21 protein-coding genes are annotated in these 20,110 nt (G+C 67.5%); 12 read left to right on the top strand and 9 right to left on the bottom strand.

Annotated features, from left to right (window positions below):
- The first annotated feature begins 26 nt into the window (after positions 1-26).
- Genes AC5RUH_RS04345 through AC5RUH_RS04325 form a run of 5 tightly spaced genes read left to right on the top strand, consistent with a single transcriptional unit; the run spans position 27 to position 3,140 of the window.
- Positions 27-239, top strand: a complete 213-nt coding sequence (locus AC5RUH_RS04345) for a DUF2997 domain-containing protein (RefSeq protein WP_494001527.1) — start codon at positions 27-29, stop codon at positions 237-239.
- Positions 220-1,029 (top strand): 4Fe-4S single cluster domain-containing protein, encoded by an 810-nt coding sequence (locus AC5RUH_RS04340; protein WP_494127991.1) that lies wholly within the window; start codon positions 220-222, stop codon positions 1,027-1,029. Before AC5RUH_RS04345 ends, AC5RUH_RS04340 begins: the two co-directional genes overlap by 20 nt.
- Positions 1,026-1,508, top strand: coding sequence for a hypothetical protein (locus tag AC5RUH_RS04335; protein ID WP_494127990.1), 483 nt, complete (start codon positions 1,026-1,028; stop codon positions 1,506-1,508). The genes AC5RUH_RS04340 and AC5RUH_RS04335 overlap by 4 nt, the downstream gene beginning before the upstream one ends.
- Positions 1,495-2,316: a ComEA family DNA-binding protein gene (locus AC5RUH_RS04330; RefSeq protein WP_494127989.1), complete on the top strand. Its 822-nt coding sequence runs from the start codon at positions 1,495-1,497 to the stop codon at positions 2,314-2,316. Before AC5RUH_RS04335 ends, AC5RUH_RS04330 begins: the two co-directional genes overlap by 14 nt.
- On the top strand, positions 2,316-3,140 hold the full coding sequence (locus AC5RUH_RS04325; RefSeq protein WP_494127988.1) for a ComEA family DNA-binding protein: 825 nt from the start codon (positions 2,316-2,318) through the stop codon (positions 3,138-3,140). The genes AC5RUH_RS04330 and AC5RUH_RS04325 overlap by 1 nt, the downstream gene beginning before the upstream one ends.
- A 104-nt stretch (positions 3,141-3,244) precedes the next feature.
- Here the strand turns inward: AC5RUH_RS04325 and AC5RUH_RS04320 are convergent, their stop codons facing one another.
- Positions 3,245-3,676 (bottom strand): hypothetical protein, encoded by a 432-nt coding sequence (locus AC5RUH_RS04320; RefSeq protein WP_494127987.1) that lies wholly within the window; start codon positions 3,674-3,676, stop codon positions 3,245-3,247.
- 143 nt (positions 3,677-3,819) lie between these two features.
- On the opposite strand from AC5RUH_RS04320, the gene AC5RUH_RS04315 reads away from it, so the two are divergent.
- Positions 3,820-5,172 (top strand): MFS transporter, encoded by a 1,353-nt coding sequence (locus tag AC5RUH_RS04315; protein WP_494127986.1) that lies wholly within the window; start codon positions 3,820-3,822, stop codon positions 5,170-5,172.
- An 88-nt stretch (positions 5,173-5,260) separates the two neighbouring features.
- Here the strand turns inward: AC5RUH_RS04315 and AC5RUH_RS04310 are convergent, their stop codons facing one another.
- The 3 genes from AC5RUH_RS04310 to purN all read right to left on the bottom strand — a co-directional run bounded on the left by AC5RUH_RS04310 (position 5,261) and on the right by purN (position 8,339).
- Complete coding sequence (locus tag AC5RUH_RS04310; protein WP_494127985.1) at positions 5,261-5,854, bottom strand: DUF6318 family protein; 594 nt, start codon at positions 5,852-5,854, stop codon at positions 5,261-5,263.
- Positions 5,855-6,901: 1,047 nt separating this feature from the next.
- On the bottom strand, positions 6,902-7,573 hold the full coding sequence (locus tag AC5RUH_RS04305) for a DUF6318 family protein (protein ID WP_494127984.1): 672 nt from the start codon (positions 7,571-7,573) through the stop codon (positions 6,902-6,904).
- 208 nt (positions 7,574-7,781) lie between these two features.
- On the bottom strand, positions 7,782-8,339 hold the full coding sequence (gene purN, locus AC5RUH_RS04300) for a phosphoribosylglycinamide formyltransferase (RefSeq protein WP_494050183.1): 558 nt from the start codon (positions 8,337-8,339) through the stop codon (positions 7,782-7,784).
- Between the two features lie 41 nt (positions 8,340-8,380).
- Between purN and AC5RUH_RS04295 the strand changes: the two genes are divergently transcribed.
- Positions 8,381-8,791, top strand: coding sequence for a hypothetical protein (locus tag AC5RUH_RS04295; RefSeq protein WP_494001537.1), 411 nt, complete (start codon positions 8,381-8,383; stop codon positions 8,789-8,791).
- Between the two features lies 1 nt (position 8,792).
- Here AC5RUH_RS04295 and AC5RUH_RS04290 read toward each other — a convergent pair whose 3' ends face one another.
- Positions 8,793-10,094 (bottom strand): cell division protein PerM, encoded by a 1,302-nt coding sequence (locus AC5RUH_RS04290; RefSeq protein WP_494127983.1) that lies wholly within the window; start codon positions 10,092-10,094, stop codon positions 8,793-8,795.
- 215 nt (positions 10,095-10,309) lie between these two features.
- Between AC5RUH_RS04290 and AC5RUH_RS04285 the strand changes: the two genes are divergently transcribed.
- Positions 10,310-10,891, top strand: a complete 582-nt coding sequence (locus tag AC5RUH_RS04285) for a dihydrofolate reductase family protein (protein WP_494073543.1) — start codon at positions 10,310-10,312, stop codon at positions 10,889-10,891.
- A 354-nt stretch (positions 10,892-11,245) separates the two neighbouring features.
- On the opposite strand, the gene AC5RUH_RS04280 is transcribed toward AC5RUH_RS04285, so the two are convergent.
- Together AC5RUH_RS04280 and AC5RUH_RS04275 are read right to left on the bottom strand one after the other, a co-directional pair.
- On the bottom strand, positions 11,246-11,374 hold the full coding sequence (locus AC5RUH_RS04280; protein WP_493978854.1) for a hypothetical protein: 129 nt from the start codon (positions 11,372-11,374) through the stop codon (positions 11,246-11,248).
- Positions 11,375-11,483: 109 nt separating this feature from the next.
- A complete protein-coding gene (locus tag AC5RUH_RS04275) occupies positions 11,484-12,230 on the bottom strand; it encodes a sulfite exporter TauE/SafE family protein (protein WP_494001874.1) in 747 nt (248 codons plus the stop codon).
- A gap of 101 nt (positions 12,231-12,331) precedes the next feature.
- Here AC5RUH_RS04275 and AC5RUH_RS04270 point away from each other — a divergent pair, with 101 nt between their 5' ends.
- From AC5RUH_RS04270 to AC5RUH_RS04255, 4 genes are all read left to right on the top strand, one after another.
- Entirely contained in the window at positions 12,332-13,501 is a 1,170-nt protein-coding gene (locus tag AC5RUH_RS04270; RefSeq protein WP_494101347.1) for a glycosyltransferase family 4 protein, read from the top strand.
- A gap of 58 nt (positions 13,502-13,559) precedes the next feature.
- On the top strand, positions 13,560-13,976 hold the full coding sequence (locus AC5RUH_RS04265; protein ID WP_494014447.1) for a hypothetical protein: 417 nt from the start codon (positions 13,560-13,562) through the stop codon (positions 13,974-13,976).
- A gap of 181 nt (positions 13,977-14,157) precedes the next feature.
- The gene (locus tag AC5RUH_RS04260; protein WP_494014448.1) at positions 14,158-14,586 is read left to right on the top strand and encodes a hypothetical protein; all 429 of its coding nucleotides are present in this window, start codon (positions 14,158-14,160) and stop codon (positions 14,584-14,586) included.
- A 111-nt stretch (positions 14,587-14,697) separates the two neighbouring features.
- The gene (locus AC5RUH_RS04255) at positions 14,698-18,159 is read left to right on the top strand and encodes a DEAD/DEAH box helicase (protein ID WP_494127982.1); all 3,462 of its coding nucleotides are present in this window, start codon (positions 14,698-14,700) and stop codon (positions 18,157-18,159) included.
- A 50-nt stretch (positions 18,160-18,209) separates the two neighbouring features.
- Here AC5RUH_RS04255 and AC5RUH_RS04250 read toward each other — a convergent pair whose 3' ends face one another.
- Positions 18,210-18,350 carry a hypothetical protein gene (locus AC5RUH_RS04250; RefSeq protein ID WP_494001544.1) on the bottom strand — a complete coding sequence of 47 codons (141 nt, stop codon included), beginning with the start codon at positions 18,348-18,350 and terminating at the stop codon, positions 18,210-18,212.
- 177 nt (positions 18,351-18,527) lie between these two features.
- On the bottom strand, positions 18,528-20,110 hold a 1,583-nt coding region (locus AC5RUH_RS04245), incomplete at its 5' end, for an ABC transporter transmembrane domain-containing protein (protein ID WP_494127981.1).

Genomic DNA, 20,110 nt, shown 5'->3' with positions numbered 1-20,110 from the left:
ACACCCGACCCCTCGGAGGAAGAGCGATGGACCAGCAACAACTGATCGTCACGGTCAGGCCCGACGGCGCGGTATCGGCCGAGACCCGCAACATCTTCGGCGCCGAGTGCCTGGACTACATCACGGTTTTGGAGGATCTGCTGGAGGCCGAGAGCGTGTCCAGCTCCTACACCGAGGACTATCACCGCACCGCCGTCACCACCAGCGACTACGTCCGCAATGAGTCCGCAGACCGATAGCCCCGGCGTGCCCGGGCAGCCGCGCGTCCCGGTCCGGAAGCTCCCCATCAACAACGGCTGCGCCCCGGCGCCGTCCGACGCCGGCGTCATCCGGCACGCGCGGTTCCTCGCCGCCACCGAGGCCGAGGGACCGGGCCGGCGGGCCGCGCTCTGGCTGCAAGGCTGCTCCATCCGGTGTCCCGGCTGCTTCAACCCCCACCTGTGGGCCGCCCACGGGGCAGAGCTCGTCCCGACCCGGCAATTCGCCGCCGATCTCGTCGACCAGGCGGTGGCGGCGGGCGCCGAAGGCCTGACCCTGCTGGGCGGCGAACCCTTTGAACAGGCGGCGGCCAGCGCCGTCGTCGCGCGCGCCTTCCAGGCCGCCGGCCTGTCCGTGATGACGTTCACCGGCTACCTGCACCGTGACCTGCGGCGCTGGGCCGCGGACCGCGAAGACATTGCCGGGCTGCTCGCTGCCACCGACCTGCTCGCGGACGGACCGTACCTGAGGGACCGGCCGGAACTGCACCGGCCCTGGATCGGTTCCACCAACCAGGGCCTGACCGCGCTGACCGGCCGCTACCGTGACCTGCTGAAGGACATTCAGGCACAGCCCGACCGGATCGAGATCCGGGTCGGGGCCGACGGCACCGTCGGCCTGAACGGCTGGGCCACCGACGACCAATTGGACGCCCTGCTGACGGATCTGGGCGCCCGGGCCGACCGCCCGGCCGCCCGCCGCAGCCCGCTCGCCCCCGCCACCATGCCCCGCCCGGTTCCGGCCGGCGCCGAACCAGGAGAAACCCCATGAGTGTTTCCGTTCTGCTGATCCCCGCGGCCATCGCCGCCGTCGCCACGGTCAATGCCGCCCTCGAGGGGAGGGCCAAGAGCCGTACCGCGGACACTGTGCCGGAGATTGCTGCCGTGCCCCAAATCCAGGTGCAAACCCGGATGCTGGACCTGAACCTGCTGCAGGCTGCCCTGGAGGATACGCAGGCGAAGGTTTCCCGTGTCACCGAGGCCTCCCTCGAGGCGGACTGGGCAGACGTGGCGGCGGTCTTCGAACGCGACGCCGACGGCATTTGGCAGGTCCACTTCAGCGGTGAAGACGTCGACCGGCGGCGCGCGGCCGAGATCGTCCAGGCGATCGACGCCGCGTACGCGCGCCAAGTCCAGCAGGCGGTGCTGCAGAAGCTGCGGGAACGCGCGCACACAGCCGGCCTGGAGCTCGCATCGGAGAGGGTCGAGGAAGACCAGAGCGTCACCATGGTCCTGAATGTCCGCCGCTGACTCTCCCGCCGCCCTCGCGGGCCGGACCGGAACACCGCCCATTCCCTGGCTCGGTGTCGCCAGCCTGTGGCTGCTGCTGCCGCTGCTCGGCCTCGGGGTCTTGGGCTGGGCCGGCTTCGTGATCATCGGCCTGCTGGCGCGCCGCGCCGCCTGGCTGTCCGCCGGCGGCCTCTACCTGGTGGCACTGCTGGTTTCGCTGTTCATGAACGAAGAGGCCGGCCCGACGGCCAGGCTCCTGCTCTGGGCTATCAGCTCACTGCATGCGCTGGGCATCAATCAGGCCTGGCTGCGCAACCGCTGGACCCAGGCGTCCCGCTCCTCCGGCAGCACGTGGAGTGCCCTCGTCCGCCGGACTCCAGCGGGCACCGGCATGGACAGCACGACGGCGATGCCCACCCCCGCGGCCATGTTCCGCCGTCGTCCCCGTTCCGCCTCGCCACTTGCAGGGACTGCTCCGGCCCCCGCGGGGGCCGCGGCCGATCTCCTCAACGACCCCGGGGTCGACGCGGCAAGCTACTACGCCGAATCCGGCAGGCCGGGAGCAGGCGCGTCTTCTGCGCTGCCGGCCGAGCCGGTGGACGTGAACTCGGCACCGGCGGCGGCCCTGCAGAAGCTGCCAGGGATCAGCAGGCACAAGGCGCGCAAGGCCGTGCGGTTGCGCCAGGAGCGTGGGCCCTTCCGCACCGTGGCGGACTTCGCCGCCGCTTTGGATGTGCGGGATCCAGAGCTCACACGGTTGAACCGGTTGGTGGTCTGCAAGCTTCCGCCGGCCAAACCGGTGCCGTTTGGAAGGTCGGTGGATTACTGATGTCTTCGGCCCAACCGAGCCTGATGTGGAATCTGCGCCAGAGCCTCTGGCTGCTTGTCCCCTTGGGAACCTTCGGGTTCCTGGGCGGAGCTGCCTTGCTGGTGGTCGGTTCGCGGGCGGGGCGGCCGCTGTGGTGGATCCTCGGTCTGGTTCACCTCACCCTCACGGCCGTGGCCATTGCCCTGGTCGACGGCACCGGCGTGCAGGAAGAAATTGCCACGTGGCTGCTCCTGGCATGCTGGCTGGCCGGCAGCAGCTTCGCCCTGGCCATCAATCCCGAATACCTGCGCTTCAAGTGGGACCGGGACCGCGGCGCGGCCCGTCCTTCCCGCACCACGGGGTCAACAACACGGGCGCGCTCCGGCAGCCAGCTGAACTCCCGCGGTCGGTCGCGCAACCGGTCCGGCTCGGGCAGCCCCAGGTCCGCGCACCGTAGCCGTGCCGGTTCCCGCAACGGCGCCCCGGCACCCGGAGCCGGCACTGGCGGGGAACCCCGGGCGGCCCGGCCGGACGCGCCAGGTTTGGCCGAACCACTTGGCCGGCACGCGGCGGCTGCCTCACGGGCGACGGCCGATGCCGCATTCAAACCGGTAGATGTTAATGCGGCCACCGCCCGCGAGCTCGAAACCCTGCCCGGCTTCTCGCGTGCGCTTGCCAAGAAGGCCGTCCAGGTCAGGGAAAAGCGCGGCGGGTTCACCTCTGAACAGGACTTCGCCGCCGCTCTGGACCTGCCCCCGCACATCTTCCAGCGGCTGCGCGGCCGCATCGCCTGCCGGCGCCTGCCGCAGGCACCGCCGTCGTTCGGACGCGTAGTGGATTACTGACGCGGTACCCGGGCAGGCCCGGGTACCGCCTGGCACGTCCGACACGGACCAAGGCGCCAGTGCTCGGGGCAACCTCCGGGACCCCGGCAGCATTTGGCGCTCCGTTAGTCAGCACTCTGCGCGCTCGGGGCCGACACCGCGGACTGCGCCGAGACCGGCGAGGGCGCGCTCTGGGCCGAGACCGGCGACGGTGCGCTCTGGGCCGAGACCGGCGAGGGCGCGCTCTGGGCCGAGACCGGGCTGGCGGGTGACTGCGCCGAGACCGGCGACGGCGCGCTCTGTACCGAGACCGGGCTGGCCGGGCTCTCGGCCGTAGCGGCGGAGGCCGCTGTCTTCACATCCTGCCGGTCCAGATTCACCGCAGCCGGGGACACGCTGCTGCTAACGACAGGGGCAACAGCCGGTGCTTCCGGCGCCTGGACGATGCCCGGGCCCAGATCCTGGCTTCCAAACCCGGAGTCCGCGACGGCGGCACCGGCACCGATTGCCATGATGCCAAGAGTTCCGGTTGCGATCCACAGAGTGCGCTTGTTCATGTTGATGCCTTTCATCCTGCGCTGAGGTGCTGATGAATCAACAATGCACGCCGACCGTGAGACGTTCAGGAGAACTTCATGAGAACGTTCTCATCTGCCGCCCGCGACTAAAGTATCCATAGCTACTCCCTGGAAGGCCACGAATGACGCAGACCGCTCACCTGCCCACCGGCGACCAAATCGTGCAGGAACTCCCCTGGCGCTGGCGGGTGCAGGGCAAGATCTTCCTGCTTGGCGGCCTCGGCTTCATGTTCGACGCGTGGGACGTCACGCTCAACGGCGTCCTGATCCCGCTGCTGTCTGACCACTGGGACCTCGTTCCGGCACAGGCCGCGTGGATCGGCACCGCGAACCTCATCGGCATGGCCCTGGGCGCCTTCATCTGGGGATCGATTGCCGACATCATCGGCCGCAAGACGGCGTTCACTGCCACGCTGCTGGTCTTCTCGCTCTTCACGGTCCTCGGAGCCTTCGCCCCGGACCTTGTTTGGTTCTGCGTTTTCCGGTTCATTGCGGGCTTCGGACTTGGCGGCTGTGTCCCCGTGGACTATGCATTGGTCGGCGAATTCACGCCGCGGCGGCTTCGCGGGCGGGTCCTCACTGCCATGGACGGATGGTGGCCTGTCGGGGCCGCGCTCTGCGGCGTCGTCTCGGCCCTCATCATGGCCACCGTGGCCGATTGGCGATTCACCATGCTGATCATGGTTTTGCCTGCGCTGCTGGTGTTCTGGGTCCGCCGGTCGGTGCCCGAATCCCCGCTCTATCTGGTCAGCCGGGGCCGCACGGCGGAGGCCGAGCAGGTCATCAACAGCATGATCGAGCGAACCGGCGCAACCGTTCGCGAATGGCGGCTGCCTGAACCGAGCGAGGCGCCGCGCCTGTCGGCCGTCAACGTCCTGGCGCAGTTCCGCGCGGTCTGGAAATTCAACTGGAAAATTACGACGGCGGCGTGGGCCTTGTTCTTCAGCATCCTGCTGGTCTACTACCTTGCCCTGACCTGGATGCCGATCATCCTCATCGACGCCGGGTTCGCCGCAGCGCGGGCCTTCCTGACCACGGCGGGCATGGCCGCCGTGGGCCTGGTGGGCGTCATCATCGCCGCCTACTTCGTCGAGAAGACCGGGCGCAAGTGGATCCTCGCCATCACCGCGCCGTTGTCCGCACTGACGCTGGTCGTCGTCGCGCTTCTGATCGATGTCCCCGCGGCGGTGGTGGCTCTGCTGCTGGCCTACGGCATGATCGTGCAGATTGCCATCCCCGTGCTGTACACCTACGTCTCCGAGCTCTATCCTACGGAGCTGCGCGGGTCGGGCTTCGGCTGGGCATCGACGTTCTCCCGCGTCGGCGCGGGCTTCGGCCCACTCATCTTCGCCTCGGTCATGTGGCCCTACCTCGGGCTGGCCTGGTCCTTCGCCATCGCCGGAGTCCTGGTGCTGCTCGCCGTGTTGTGGATGGGGCGCTTCTCCCCCGAGACCAAGGGCGCCGAACTTCTCTAGTGCAAAGCCCCCGCCCCGCCCCGCAGACGGCAGTGCGCCCTTCCGCCATCAGGCGGAAGGGCGCACGTGGCCAGGATCCGACCGGGGTTTACTCCGGGATCTCGGCGTCCGGCGTCTCTTCGACCGACACCATCGACCACGCGCCGTCGGCATAGTTGGCAGTCACCGTCAGAATGGTTCCGTCCGAATCCCATTCCTTGGTCTCGACGGTCTGGCCGTCCTTGTCCAGGGTGGTGCTGGCATCCTCCATGAACGGAACCACTGCGCTCAGGTTGCCTTCGTCGTCCTTGGCCTTATCCAACGCCACAACGTTCAGCGCCTTCGGCTGGCCGCCGGCAATCCAGCCGCCGTCCGCGTAAACAGCCTCGAGGGCGTCAGCCTCTTCCATGCAGCCTGTGCAATCCGCGGCGACTGCACGCATCAGATCTGCGTCACCGGTCTGGACCGCGTAATTCTTGGCGTCAAAGTAGTAGTACGTGAAGGAAGCCAGGCCTTCGGCCGTATCCTCGGCCATCCGGTCGTTCTTCTCCGGAGTCCGCACATTCTGCGCCGGCGCTTCGGTGGTAGCTGCTACCGGTTTGTTGCTGTCGGCCGGCTTGTCGGCACCGGCTTCGCTGCCACAGCCGACAAGTGCAATCGCCGCCACGGCCATCACGGCGCCGGACATCATCAACTTCTTCATGCTCTCCCCTGGAATAACGGTATGCGAGGGCCGACTGCCGCTCGTCTCGGTGGCGTCAGCACCGTCACATACCCTATCGGCGGGCAGACCGGAAAAGTCTGAAAAAAGTGCTTCAAGTGCTGCATATCACAGCACCGAATGGCTTCTGGCTAACAGCCCGCACCCTCGGGATTCTCAAGGCAATTATCTGCGTAGTTATTGACCACCGATCGCCAGACACTGATCGTTGCAGAAGGAGCCGTAAAGGAGCCAGTTGCGGGAATTGGGATGGCTGGACCGCCGTTCACGCTGTACGTGCCCCGGAAAGTCGTGGTCAAAGAAATCCGAAAATCGCCGGTCTCACGGTAAGTATGGCTAGTAGGCGTCTCACCGCCCCACTGCTCCTTGGGCAATGGTCCCCCCGGATTTGGAGTTGGACCAAGACGAGCGCCGTCACCATAGTCCCAGGTGAACTCAATCGGCACTGCATGTATAGCTACATCTTGCCCCAACAAGACGATGCGATGATCCTGCTCGCTCGCAGTGGCATAAACGTTAGTGTGGGCACCAACCAAGGTATGAGGACTCGGTTGGATCGTTATCCTTCCAGCGTCCACCGGGAGAGTGCGAAATTGCTCAACTATCCTGCTGGCGATTTGTTCGAGAACGTCGTCCGGATTAGAGGAATAGATGCATCCAAACTCTGGCAAGTTCGTCCATCCGAGTGAAGGAGCAGCAAGGCTCCGCCACGACCATACGACCGCCGTCCCATCTTCACCATCTTCGCAGGAGGGCACACCCGGTAAGCATCCTCTATCAATGTCATCGCCTTCATGGCAAGCCAGTTCGAACCGAAAATCCTTCGATGGTTCTCCAACTGCGGGGTAAATGCCCCACAGTTCCGTCCCGGGCAACTTTTGATAGACGCCTATGGCGATCCCTTCGTCATCGAATCTGCCGGTGCCTGGAAGATCGGAAGCCGTTACAGACGTAGCACTTAGAAGGGAAAGTAATATCGACAGCGGTCCGAGGATCCAAACGCGAAGCATCATGAGTTCAATTCCGAACTTATTCAGCTGGCTCGATAACGCCGACATCAACCACAGTCCATGCACCCTTTTCAAAGACGGCCATAAACAAATCAATCGAGCCGCTTGACGCCTGCTCATTTTCGTGGAGCTGGCCTGAAGAGTAATAAGATAAGCGATCGTAATTGACTTGCACCGGCAATTGATAGACCGCGTTCGGATCGACCGCGATTTCATCTCCGAAACCAGTCGCTTGCACTGCACCTCCAACGAGCCACCTACCATCGGCATGCCAGTCTTCGATCACTTTCATGGCTTTCTGACACCGTGAGCAATCGCTCGATGTGATACGTCGCATTTCTTCGGTATCACCCGACTCGTAGGCATAGCTCAGCAAGTCGTACCAATAGCCGGCGAACGCCTTCAGCCCTTCTTCGGTCCCCTCCGAGGCGGCTTTCGGGAGTTTTGGCACCGGCACATTTTCCGCGGGGCCTTCCTCGGTTGCAGGTTTGTAGGCCGACGCGGTTGACGGGGTTGGAACCGGCGGCGGAGTCTCACTGGCTGGAGTCGATGTATCGGTTTCCCGCGGAGCGGAGGGCTCTGCGCCGGCTGAGCCGGTGCAGCCTGAAAGGGCGAGGGCAGCCGCTGCGAGGAGCGGGGCAAGGACTCGGGCAGCGCGCGTTGCTGCTGAGAGTGGTAGCTGCTGGCTCACTCAGACCCCCGGTGCTGGTCGGCTAGACGCTAGGTGCGTGCCAGTCTAGCCAGACGCCTCAGCGGATGCGGAGGTTTTCCACAGGTTTGGTCTGCGGCACGTAGAAACGTCAGCCGTCCCTTGACAACGCTCTCCCTATCCACGTTGTTGGCAGGGAAACCGCGCCCGAGAACCCCGATGAGGCACCGACGTCGTTGTTGAGCCGAGGCTAGGCGAAGTTGGCGAGGGTTTTCACCAGAAGCTGGCGTTCCTCCACCTTGATCCGTTCGTGGAGGGATTCTTCGGTGTCGTCGTCGAGCACCGGCACCGCGGCCTGGGCGAGAATGGGTCCCGTATCGACCCCGGAATCGACCAGATGTACAGTCACGCCGGTGATCTTGACCCCGTGCGCAAGGGCATCACGCACCCCGTGGGCGCCGGGGAACGAGGGCAAGAGCGCCGGATGGGTATTGAGCAGCCGGCCCTCGAAGCGGGCGACAAATACGGCGTCAAGGATGCGCATGAACCCTGCCAGCAGGACCACGTCGGGTTGGAAGGCGGCGGTGGCTTGTTCCAACGCCCGGTTCCATTCCGGCCGGGCGGCGAAGTCCTCGGGAGCAACGGTATACGTCTCAATCCCGGCAGCGGCGGCACGTTCCAGGCCGCGGCAACCGGGCACGTCGCTGCCCACGGCAACGATCTCGGCGTTCAGGCGGCCGTCGCCGATAGCGTCGATGACGGCTTGAAGATTGGTGCCGGAGCCGGAAACGAGGACCACAATGCGCATGGAAGCAACTTTATGCGTCCCTCTCGCCTAGGCTTAAACCCATGTTGCAGAACACGCGCCCGGCGCCGACCGAGGAACAGACCAAGTCGGCGGGGCTCTTTATCCGTGTGCTGCTGCTGCTACTGGCTTCCACGTTCCTGGCGACCGCGCTCCCGCTCCCCTGGAAGGCCGTGGCTCCCGCGCTTGCCGTAGCCAGCATCGTGGTGGCCGTGATCGGACTCGTCAAAGCGGTGCGCGCCGGCCTGCCGGGCTCGCTCCGGCTTACCTATGTACTGGGTGTCGGTGCTGGCGGCTTTTTCCTGCTGACCACGCTGGCGCAGGTGCTTTTCTGGCCGCTGACGGCCGAGTTCGAGGCCTGCAACCAGATGGCCGTTACGCAGTCAGCCCGCGAAGAATGCCTGGCCGCCTATGAAGACGAGCTGCTGAACCTGAACGATCTGCTGAGGCCGTAGGTTACTTCCGGCTGCGGGACTTGGCCGGCTCGCGCTCCAGCCAAGGGGCCACCGCATAGCCCAGCATCGTGCCGACGGCGACTTCGCCCGCCACCCAGAGGGCGGTCGAGATCGGATCGGGTCCGATCTCCGTCAACCGTCCGATCCCCAGCGAACCGTTGGACAGCCACACCAACCCGGCGGTCGCGGCCCCGGCGACAGCACCGACGAACAGGCCCAGGATCACGGTGGAGCCGGGTGCGGTGAACCAGCGGGCTTGGATCTTGATGGAGAGCCACTCGTCGAAATGGTTCTCGCCCTCGCGCAGGAACCACCATCCGGCCAGCACCCCCGCAAGCACGGGCAAGGCCAGGGCCGCGAGGCCATAGGACAGCTCCCCCGTCGGCAGCGCCCCCAGCACCGGGAACGCGGGCATCGGGCCCACCGTGGTGGCCAGCGGACCGATTGAACTGCCCGAGCCGATAGCAAAGCCGGCCCCCGAGGACCATGCCAGCGTCCACACCACGAGGTTCGGGACCAGCCCAAGCTGCGCCACCGTGAGCACTGCGCCGCCGATAATGCCCGCGCCGAGCTGTTCGTAAATCTCCACGATTTCGGCCCAGTGCAGGCCGAGATCCACGGCGAGCAGCAAGGCCGAAAGTGACACCGCGGCCGTCACCGCCAGCAGCCCCGCGCGGACCGCCGCCCAAACGTAAGATCCAGCCCAGCGTGAGTGCTGGCTGGTGCGGGCGACCCAGGCTGCGGCATCCACGCCGATCAAGCGCCCCCACGATCCGGCCTCCCGGTACGCGCCGACGATCAGCCCGGCACCGGCGGGCAGCAGCGGGATGAGCGCGCCGGCCACAGTGGAAATATCCACTTCGTCGGTGCGCACCATGTAGGCGGTTGCGGCTCCCGCCGCCGCGTACGTTCCCAGCGCGCCGCCCAGCGCCTGCCACAGTTGGTCGGTGTACGAGGCCCTCGCCAGGCGCCGTCCGGCGCGCCAGGAGAGGAAGAACGGAACGAGCATGAGTCCCAGCGGCACCAGAGATAACGTGCCGCGCAGGGTTTCCGCCGAACTGGAGCCGGTCTGGATGGCCAGTTCCAGCGGGACGCCGTGGATCAGCAGCCATGCCTGGCCTCCGAGCCGCGCCAGCGAATCGAAGCTGCGGTCGTCGAAGCCGTCCGCGAACCACACACCTACCAGCGGCAGCAGCACCAGGATGGCCGAGAGCAGGGCGCACTGAAAGAACTCGAAGACACCCTGCAGCCACAGGGGCATCGGCAGTCCGGCCTGGCCTTCCGGTCGCGACGTGAGTTTCATTGCTTCTATCGTGCCAGCCCGGCTGCCCCTGTCCGTTCAGCGACTCGGTGCCGTGGCAATTGGCACACCGCGCGCTCGAGCGGACCCTGCCGACGCAGCGGGTGCCGGGCTGGGCTTTGGCAGCGGGTTCGAGTCGCTGCAGTTTCCCGCGCTTGTTGCTGGAGCACCAGCTCACGAGACGCTAGTGTGGGGCACCCCGAAGCAGAGGAGAGCCCGTGGGCAAGGTGGTCATGTACAGCTCGGTGTCGGTGGATGGCTTCGTCGCGGACGAGGATGACCAGCCCGGACCGCTGTTCGACTGGTTGTCCAACGGTGACGTCCCGTTGGACGAGAGTGGCGAGTTAAAGGTGTCGCAGACGTCCTACGACTACACCCGGCCGTACTGGGACCAGATCGGGGTGACGCTGGTCGGCCGCCACGTCTTCGACCTGACGGACGGCTGGGACGGGAAGCCTCCGAGCGGGGTCGACCACGTGGTCGTCGTGACGCACCGGCCGGAGCCCGAGGGCTGGGACCCCGAGGCGCCGTTTCACTTCGTCGACGGTGTCGAGGCAGCCATGGTCAAGGCGCAAGAGCTTGCAGGAAACCGCGTCGTCGAGGTCGCCGCCGGTGACGTCGGTGGCCAGATGCTTGCCGCGGGCCTGGTCGACGAGGTGCGCATGGACGTCGTACCCGTCGTATTCGGGTCCGGCAAGCGCTACTTCGGGTCGGTCCACGCACAGCACCTGCTGGAGGATCCCGACGTAGTGATTCAGGGCAACCGGGTGCTTCACGTGCGCTATCAAGTGCGCCGCTGATGGGCCTCAACGCCTCTGACCTCGCAGCCACGCTCCCACCGGCGCGCCGCTCTCCCCCACCGCAACTCGGAACGGCCCGCTTTGTCCGGGAAACTCATACTGCTTCGAGAGTCGGGCTCAACAATGGAATGGGCGGCCGGATGACATTGACATCAATCCGGCCGCCCCGCAGGCGGATATTTGCTCAACGAAAATTCAACGCAGGAAACCAAATTCCGCGGACTCTTTCCGTGGCTCCGCCAGTCTGCAAGAACCGTGTTTCAACGATTCTTTCGGCATCGGCATTCCGTACGCCTCTAGACCGCAGCACCGCAAGGGCTGTCGATTTGAGGGACGGTGTAGGTTACCGGTGTGTTAGCGCTTGCGCCGCTTGGGAACGGTTTCGTTCTCCAGGACCGCCTTTTCGCGCTTTTCGGCACGCTTTTCTTTGATGCTTCTGCCTTGTTTCTTGGCACTCTCGCGTGACGGCGTTTTACCTGACATTCGTGCTCCTCTTTCTCAAGCGGGATGTCTTGCTAAAGACCATACCCGCTTTGGGAAATAAAGCCAGCCCCCTATTCCTGCTCCCCGGAATACCGGAAAAGGCCCGGATTCAGGCCATCAAGTCCGCCAGCCCCTTGGCCAATGCACCCGCAGCTCCCAGAAAGGCAAGCACGACTACTGCGGTCCTGGCGTGCTCGTCCCGCAGCCGCCGTCCGAGCCGTTCGCCGGCAACGATGCCCATGATGATCGAAAGCACAATCACCGCCCACATCCACCAGTCCAACTGCGGCACGCTGCCCGGGTCCACCGCCAGCTTCGCGCCCACGGTGATGATGCACAGCTGCAGGAAGAATGGCTGCAGCGTCGCAGCGAACCGGCGCGGCGGCCAGTGGGACAGAATGGCGTACGCGCTGACGGTGGGGCCACCCACGCCGGCGAGCGCGTTGGTCAGCCCGGAGCCGAAACCCGCGAGCACCTTGGGCAGCTGCCCGGAAACGGTGACTTCGGCACGGCCCAACACCACCGCCACGGCCAGCCCCGCCATCACCACCCCGCCCACCACGGCGGAGAGCACAGCAGGCGTGACCTGCACCGCTAACCAGGAACCCAAAACCGTGCCGGCGGCGGCCGGGACGGACAACCACAGCAGCAGGTTCCAGTCAATCTCCTGCCAGACCCGGGGCACGATCAGCCCGCAGGAGACGACGGCGCAGATGTTGATCATCATGATGCCCTCGTGCGGCCCGAGCAGGATCGCCAGGATCGGCGCGACCAGCAGCGCGAACCCGATGCCCGCGATGCGCTGGGCCACCGAACCGAAGAAGATTGCGCCGGTGATCAGCGCCAGGAGTCCCATGGTCACCCGACCACCCTCCCAGAGTGGAGTTAGGCAGCCGTTCACCGACACGATCACACGTGCTTGCCTGCCGGCCGCCGGCCGCGGGCAGGCTGGGCGGTGTGAGGATAGCTATCGTTGCCGAATCGTTCCTTCCGCACATGAACGGGGTCACCCAGTCGCTGTTGCAGGTCATCGCCCACCTGCGCCGCCGCGGCGACGACGTCCTGGTGATCGCACCGGCGTCGTCCTGGCTGGAGGACACCGCCCCGGCCACGGTGGAGGGCTACCCGGTCCACCGCCTGCCGTCCATTCCGCTGCGCGGTTATCCCAACGTGCGGGTGGCGGCCGGAACCGTGGCTCGCCTCCGCCGGGTGCTGGCGGACTTCGGTCCGGACGTGGTCCACGTGGCGTCGCCCTTCATCCTGGGCTGGCGTGCGGTGCAGGCCGCAAAGCAGCTCGGCTTGCCCACGGTCTCCGTCTACCAGACCGAGGTGCCCGCCTACGCGGCCCGCTACGGCGCGCCCTGGCTGCAGGAGCTGCTGTGGCAGCGGGTGGAGAACATTCACAAGGCCTCCACCCTGACCCTGGCGCCGTCGTCGTTCGCCATGGAGCAGTTGCGCGGCCGCGGCATCCGCGTCCACCTGTGGCGCCGCGGCGTGGACACCAGCCGTTTCCATCCGGATAAGCACGACGCCGGCTGGCGGGCGTCCGTGGCGCCGCGCGGCGAACGGATCATCGGCTATGTGGGCCGCCTGGCGGCGGAAAAGCAGGTGGAGGACCTGGCCGTGCTGGCCGACCTACCCGGCACGCGGCTGGTGGTGGTCGGCTCGGGTCCGCTGAAGGAGGAGCTGCAGGAGAGGCTGCCCGGCGCCCACTTCGCCGGTTTCCAGGGCGGCGAAGACCTGGCCCGGCATGTGGCTTCCTTCGACCTCTTTGTCCACCCCGGCGAATCCGAAACGTTCTGCCAAACCATCCAGGAGGCCATGGCCAGCGGCGTGCCCGTCGTCGCTGTGGGCCGCGGCGGCCCGGTGGACCTGGTCGATCCCTCGCGGACCGGCTGGATCTACGAGCCCGGGAGGCTTGACCAACTGCGCGGGTACGTCCAGGATTTGGTGGGCGACGACACCAAGCGCCGCGCGCTGGGCAGGGCCGCCTTCGACTCGGTGCAGGGCCGCACCTGGCCGGTGCTCTGCGAGCAGCTGGTGGACTATTACCGGCTGGCCATCCGGGTCAAGCGCCGCGCCCTTAACCTCGAAGCCCGCGGCGTGCTCGGCTTTCTCACCGGGTGAAAGCTTCAGCCCGGCCCGGACCGGTGGACCCCCTCCCTGCCTCGACTAGGATGTGGCCATGCCAACAGAAACCGGTTCCGTCCCGCCCGACAGCGGCTCCTCCCTGCGACAGGAGCAGCGCGTGCCGACCGGACAGGAGCAGCGCGCTTCGGCCGGGCAGTCCGTGCCGGAGCGGCTGGCCGAGCAGTTCAAGTCCCTGGGTGTCGCCCGGACCTACGGAGAACCGCTGCAGGTGGGCGGCGACACCGTGGTGCCCGTGGCCATGGTCCAGTACGGATTCGGCGGCGGCGACTCCGGGGGAGCTGCCGGCGGAGGCGGCGGCGGGATGGCTGTTCCGCTCGGCGCCTACATCGGCAACGGCACCGGACCCGCCACGTTCCGGCCGAACACGGTTGCGTTGTTCACCGTGCTGATCCCCCTGGTCTGGATCACCGGGCGGGCCCTGGCCCGCGTGGTCCGGGCCGCCAAGAAGTAGGCAGCGCCGGCCAGGGAGAACGGCGCGGAAGCCGGTGCAGGCCGCGAGAACCGTGCCCGGCAAGCTTCCCTCCGAGAGCCCGCTCCCGCCTTGGCGGACCCTGCGTCGGGGCCCTAGCGGACACTGTAGCGGGACCGTAGGCTCGAACATGACAGCCACCTACCGGAGAAGGACAGTCCCGATGAAACTGAGCCATATTCCCCTGCGCCTTTCCACCGGCGCGTTCATCCTCAACTCCGGTCTGGGCAAGCGGAACCTGGACCGAGACAGTGCCGCGGCGATGCAGGAAATGGGCAGCCGCGCGATCCCCCAGTTAAAGGAAATGGAGCCCGAGAAGTTCGGCAAGCTGCTCGCGTACGGCGAGACCGCCCTCGGCGCGGCCCTGCTGCTGCCGTTCGTGCCCAGCCGGCTGGCCGGCCTGGGGCTGGCCGCATTCTCCGGTTCGCTGCTGGCCATGTACTTCAACACCCCCCACATGACCACCGAAGGCGGCGTCCGCCCCAGCTCCGAGGGCACCCCCGTGGCCAAGGACGTCTGGCTGCTCGGGATCGCGCTGGCGCTGATCCTGGACACCAAGGACAAGAAGCCGAAGGTCCTCACCACCCTGTAACTTCCGCGGCGCAGGACGACGGCGGAGCGTCCCCTCCGCCGTCGTCCTCGCCCGTCCACAGCGCCAGCGGCAGGTGCCGGACGCCGGTTCCAGCGTGAGATGATGGAAGCCATGGCCGCTCTCACTTTTCCGCTGGTTGACGTCAGCGAAATCATCCGGTTGGTGGGCGGCGCCGCCTTTGCGCGCGGCAAGATCTACGCCTCCGACGGCTCCGTTGCAGAGCCCGTCTGGGATCCCTCCGTCCGGCTGCTGACCGCCAAGGTCATTGGCACCGCCGCCCTGCCGTACCGCTGCCGGATCTACCTGGAAACCGGCAAGAGCGGGCAGTGGCGCCCGGCATCGTCCTCCTGCAGTTGCCCGGTGGGCGACGACTGCAAGCACGTGGCCGCGGTGCTCTTGGCCAGCAACAGCCAGCACGTCATCTCCAGCCAGGCCTTCGCGCGCGAGCCGGAACCGGCACCGGCTGGCTGGCAGGACTCGTTGGAGGGGCTGATCGGCGGAACGCCGGACCCCGCCCGGCAGGATACCGGCAAGCCGTCGAAGGCCAAGGCGAAAAGTACGTCTCCGCTCGGACTGCAGTTCGACCTCCTGGAACCCGGGCGCCGGCAGGACCGCCAGTACCGGCCCTCGGGCCTCTCCCTGCCGCAGGCCTCCGCGCCGGGCCCGAACTGGACGCGCAAGGCCGGGAACCGGCTGCGCGTCGGGGTCCGTCCGGTGCTGCAGAACGAGACCGGGCGATGGATCCGCAGCAAGCTGCGCTGGAACACCATCAGCTACAAGACCTACGGCCTGCCGCTGGACCCCGAACAGCACCGCTGGTTCAGCCAGTTCGCGCCGCTGCACCGGGCCACCGGCCTCACCTACTTCGGCGAAGACAACGACTGGCTCTTCCTCGACGAGTTCAGCAGCCCGCTCTTGTGGGAACTCTTCGCCGAGGCCAAGCGGCTGGGCATCGCCCTGATCGGCGCCAAGGCCGACACCGTCGTCGAGGTCCTGGAACAGGCCGTGATCGGTCTGGACGCCCACCGCGACGAACCGGCCGACGCTTCCGCTGACGCCGCCACCCCGGAAGCCGCGACGGAAGCCCGCGCGGCCGAAGCCGCGGCGGAAGCCCCCACCCCGGAAACAGGCGGGGAGACCGGGCCGGCGACCGGCGACCTGGTCCTCACGCCGTCGCTGCGGATTGACGGGCGCGAACTGCCCACCGAGACGGCGGGCATCGTCGGCACGCACGGCGTCTACCACTACGCCGTCGACGGACAGACCGTCATCACGCTGGCCCCGACCGGGCATCCGGTGACCGACCAGGAAGCGAACCTGCTGCTCTCCGGCACCCCCCTGAAGGTGCCGGCCGCCGACGTCGAGCAGTTCATGGAGCGCTACTACCCCGTGCTCAGCCAGCGCATCGCCGTCGTCAGCAGCGACGGTTCGGTGAGCTTCCCGGAGATCGTCCCCCCGGAGCTCGTGCTGACCGCCTCCTACCGAAAAGGCAACGTGCTGCAGCTCGGCTGGCACCTCGAGTACCGCCACGGGGACAAGCCGCTGCGCCTGCCGGTCGACGAGCAGCCCGACGGCAGCCACTACCGCGATCTGTCGGCCGAGCAGGACCTGCTGGAGGCGGCCGAGGCGGTGCCGGGCGTGGGCACGACGGCGGCGCGCACCCTCCGGGACATGGCCACCGTGGATTTCACCCGCTACGCGCTTCCGGCGCTCGAACAGCTCGACGGCGTGCGCGTGGATATTGTCGGCGACAAGCCCGACTACCAGGAACTCACCGAGGCACCCGAGCTGACCATCAGCACGGTGGAGACCGACGAGAGCGACTGGTTCGACCTGGGCGTCATGGTCCGCGTGGCCGGCCGCGCCGTCCCGTTCGGGAACATCTTCAAGGCCCTGGCCCGCGGCCAGACGCGGCTGTTGCTGGTGGACAAGTCCTACCTGTCGCTGGAGCAGCCGGTCTTCGACCGGCTCCGCCAGCTCGTGGACGAAGCCCGCCACATGCAGGACCGGGAATCGGGCGAACAGCTGCAGATCAGCCGCTACCAGGCGTCCCTCTGGGAGGACCTTGAGGAAGTCGCCACCGAAACGGTGCAGGCGCGTACCTGGCGCGAATCGGTGCAGGGGCTGCTGGAACTGGAAACAGTTGAGCAGACCCCGCTGCCGGCCGGCCTGCACGCCGACCTCCGCCCCTACCAGGCCGAAGGCTTCAACTGGCTCGCCTTCCTCTGGCGGCACCGGTTGGGCGGCGTGCTGGCGGACGACATGGGACTGGGCAAGACGCTGCAGACCCTGGCCCTGCTGCTGCATGCCAAACAGCAGGGCGACCCGGCCACTGCCCGGCCGTTCCTGGTCGTGGCACCCACCTCGGTGGTGTCCAACTGGGTCAACGAGAGCCGGCGCTTCGCCCCCGACCTCCGGGTCGAGAGCATCACCGACACCCAGGGCCGCGGCCGGCCGCTGTCCGAGATCGCGGCGGACACCGACGTCATCGTCACGTCCTACACGCTGTTCCGGCTGGATTTCGACACCTACAAGGAGATGGACTGGGCCGGGCTGATCCTGGATGAAGCCCAGTTCGTCAAGAACCGCGCCACCAAGGTCCATCAGTGCGCCCGCGATCTGCACGCGCCCTTCAAGATGGCGATCACCGGCACGCCCATGGAGAACAACCTCATGGAGCTCTGGTCCATCTTCTCCATTGTCGCGCCCGGCCTCTTCCCGTCCGCGGTCCGGTTTGTGGACCAGTACCAGCGGCCGATCGAACGCAGCCAGGACAAGGAGCTGCTGCAGAAACTGCGCCACCGGATCAAACCGCTGATGATGCGCCGCAGCAAGGAGGCCGTGGCCGACGACCTGCCCGAGAAGCAGGAGCAGATCCTGGAGGTGGAGCTGACGCCCAAGCACCGGCGGATCTACGACACGCACCTGCAGCGCGAGCGGCAGAAGGTGCTGCGGCTGGTCGAGGACATGGACAAGAACCGGTTCACGATTTTCCAGTCGCTGACCCTGTTGCGGCTCCTGAGCCTGGATCCCTCGCTGGTGGACCCGAAATACTCGTCGGTCCCCTCCAGCAAGCTGGGCGTCCTGTTCGAGCAACTCGAAGACGTCCTCGGCGAGGGGCATCGGGCGCTGATCTTCAGCCAGTTCACCAGCTACCTGAAGAAGACCGCCCAGCAGTTGGACGCGTCCGGCATCGAGTACTGCTATCTGGACGGCTCCACCCGCCGCCGCGCCGACGTCATCGACACGTTCAAGAACGGCAACGCGCCGGTGTTCCTGATCAGCCTCAAGGCCGGCGGCTTCGGCCTGAACCTCACCGAGGCCGACTACTGTTTCCTGCTGGACCCCTGGTGGAACCCGGCCACCGAGGCACAGGCAGTGGACCGCACGCACCGCATCGGCCAGACCAAGAACGTCATGGTCTACCGGATGGTGGCCCGCGGGACGATCGAAGAGAAGGTCATGGCCCTGAAGGAACGCAAGGCCAAACTGATCGCCTCGGTGCTCGAAGATGATGCGATGTTCTCCTCCAAACTCACTGCCACCGACATCCGCGGGCTGTTCGGCGAGTAGCCGGCACCGGCAGCACCTCAGTGCCTACTGCGTTTTGAGTGCCTCAGCGCCTACTGCGTCTTGATTTGCAGCAGCCGCCAGCCTTCGGGCACCTGCGCTTCGATCGCGGCCTTGGCTTCGGCATACGTGTCACCCTCGGCCGACAACTCCTTGGTTTCCACCGGCTGAATGATTCCCACAACTTTGACCACGGACTAAAGATATCCTCGCCCGCCCGTGCACCGCGGGATGCTGCTTGGTGCTTCCGCTCACGCCCTCCGGCCGGAGTGCGGCGCCAGCCGAGTACGCGCCGCCCGCTCACGCCGGCCCGGCCCTTCCCACCAAGCGCCGGGTCGCGCCGACCCGCCATGCGTTTCCTCCCCGGGCAGTCACCTGCCTCCGGCATGCCGGCGCCAGACCAGGTCCAGGCCCGCGTGGGCGCAGTCTATGTTCCAGTCCCTGTACCCCACGCCGAGCGCGTCCGGATGGTCGGAGGCGAACACCACCACCCCCGGGTAGTCCCGGATGAACTCCGCCAGCATGTCGATTCCCTGCCGGTCCAGATCGGCGTCGAGCCGGTTCAGGACCAGCAGCGGCGGATCGCCCAGCGAGGCCCTCGCCAGCATCAGCCGGGCCAGCTCGGAGGTGGTCAACGGTTCGCCGCCGCGCTTGAGCTGGGTCTCCTCGCCCCGCTCCAATTGCCTGATGCGGCCGGCGAGGCCGACGCGTTCCAGGGCCGCCGATCCGTCGTCCGGCGGGAGGTCGGGCCGGCGGTACCGCACGCTGCGGGCGATCGAGCCGCGCTCCACGTACATGCCCGCGGCGGCGTAGCCCACCAGTTTTCGGCGGGTGCGGCTGCCGCTTTCCAGCAGGTGCCGGCCGCCCACCATGGCCACCGCGTGCGGGTCGCTGCGGATCCCGACCAGTGTCTCCAGTGCCTTGGTCCCGGCCGCCGGATCGGCGGTACGGATTCGGATCCGCGCGCCAGCGCCGGCCGACAAGGGCGGCACCGGGCAGTTCCGGCAGGCGGCCAGGCCCTCCACCAGCACGGCCCCGCCGTCGCGGGAAACCGCCGGGACGGTTGCCTCCGCCGCTGCGCCGGACGCTGCCGTCCCAGTCGCGGCCCCCTCACTGGTTCCGGACCGGGCTGCCGGGCGCCGTGGTCGAGCATCCCGCGCCGCGGCGGCCACCGCGAGGGCCGGACCGAGAATGCGCCGCGCGGCCCGGAAGTTCTGCCGGTATTCCACCACCCGACCCAGGTCCGTGACGGGCGCGGAGATCATCCCCACGATGGTCAGCCCGGCGGCGATGCTGGCCGTGGGCACCGCCTGCCAGGTTCCGACCGCGGCCACGGCGGCGCCGGCGAGCGAGGCGGCTGCGGCCGCCGCCCCGCGGATGTAACCGGCGGCAGCGGCGCGGTGCACGGCCGCGTCCACCACCTTCCGCCCGGCCTTGTCGATCTGCCTGACCTCCCGGTCCTCGCCGCCGGCGGCACGGATGGTGCCGGCGGCAATCACCGTGTCGGCGAGCCGGGCGGCCAGCCGCCCCCGGTGTCGGCGCAAGGCGCCGGCGCGCCGGAACGCCGGCCGGGACAGCAACGCCAGCCCGGCGGTCAGCAGTACCAGGGGAACGACGACGGCGAACGCCAGCACCGGGGACAGGAACCACAGTGCCACCGTGGTTCCCGTGATCAGCGGGATGCCGACCGCCAGCGGCGCGATGCCCAGCGCGATCCAGTTCCGGACGCTGGAGAGGTCGTTGGTACTGCGCGCGATGGTCACCCCCGGCGACGGTCCGCGGTCGGTGGCCAGGGCGGAGGCCACCAGTCCCTTGCGGATCTCGTGGATGTAGTCCTGCCCGAGCTTTTCGGCCAGGACGCGCTCGAGGGCCCGTAGGCCGCCCAGCCCCAGCGCCGCGGCAGCCAGGCCGAGGGCGGGCGGCAGGATGCCGGCAGCATCCGGCGCGGTGCCGC

The organism is Arthrobacter sp. Y3223166 (assembly GCF_059090935.1).
The sequence above is the reverse complement of the archived record's forward strand: the minus strand, read 5'-3'. Positions and strand labels throughout refer to the sequence as shown.

Bases quoted from the DNA above. Each gene is read 5' to 3' on its own strand.
- AC5RUH_RS04325 (WP_494127988.1), top strand. From the start codon at position 2,316: ATGTCTTCGGCCCAACCGAGCCTGATGTGGAATCTGCGCCAGAGCCTC.
- AC5RUH_RS04345 (WP_494001527.1), top strand. From the start codon at position 27: ATGGACCAGCAACAACTGATCGTCACGGTCAGGCCCGACGGCGCGGTA.
- AC5RUH_RS04260 (WP_494014448.1), top strand. From the start codon at position 14,158: ATGAAACTGAGCCATATTCCCCTGCGCCTTTCCACCGGCGCGTTCATC.
- AC5RUH_RS04330 (WP_494127989.1), top strand. From the start codon at position 1,495: ATGTCCGCCGCTGACTCTCCCGCCGCCCTCGCGGGCCGGACCGGAACA.
- AC5RUH_RS04255 (WP_494127982.1), top strand. From the start codon at position 14,698: ATGGCCGCTCTCACTTTTCCGCTGGTTGACGTCAGCGAAATCATCCGG.
- AC5RUH_RS04275 (WP_494001874.1), bottom strand. From the start codon at position 12,230: ATGGGACTCCTGGCGCTGATCACCGGCGCAATCTTCTTCGGTTCGGTG.
- AC5RUH_RS04280 (WP_493978854.1), bottom strand. From the start codon at position 11,374: ATGTCAGGTAAAACGCCGTCACGCGAGAGTGCCAAGAAACAAGGCAGA.
- AC5RUH_RS04265 (WP_494014447.1), top strand. From the start codon at position 13,560: ATGCCAACAGAAACCGGTTCCGTCCCGCCCGACAGCGGCTCCTCCCTG.
- AC5RUH_RS04340 (WP_494127991.1), top strand. From the start codon at position 220: ATGAGTCCGCAGACCGATAGCCCCGGCGTGCCCGGGCAGCCGCGCGTC.
- purN (WP_494050183.1), bottom strand. From the start codon at position 8,339: ATGCGCATTGTGGTCCTCGTTTCCGGCTCCGGCACCAATCTTCAAGCC.
- AC5RUH_RS04310 (WP_494127985.1), bottom strand. From the start codon at position 5,854: ATGAAGAAGTTGATGATGTCCGGCGCCGTGATGGCCGTGGCGGCGATT.
- AC5RUH_RS04295 (WP_494001537.1), top strand. From the start codon at position 8,381: ATGTTGCAGAACACGCGCCCGGCGCCGACCGAGGAACAGACCAAGTCG.
- AC5RUH_RS04335 (WP_494127990.1), top strand. From the start codon at position 1,026: ATGAGTGTTTCCGTTCTGCTGATCCCCGCGGCCATCGCCGCCGTCGCC.
- AC5RUH_RS04315 (WP_494127986.1), top strand. From the start codon at position 3,820: ATGACGCAGACCGCTCACCTGCCCACCGGCGACCAAATCGTGCAGGAA.
- AC5RUH_RS04290 (WP_494127983.1), bottom strand. From the start codon at position 10,094: ATGAAACTCACGTCGCGACCGGAAGGCCAGGCCGGACTGCCGATGCCC.
- AC5RUH_RS04320 (WP_494127987.1), bottom strand. From the start codon at position 3,676: ATGAACAAGCGCACTCTGTGGATCGCAACCGGAACTCTTGGCATCATG.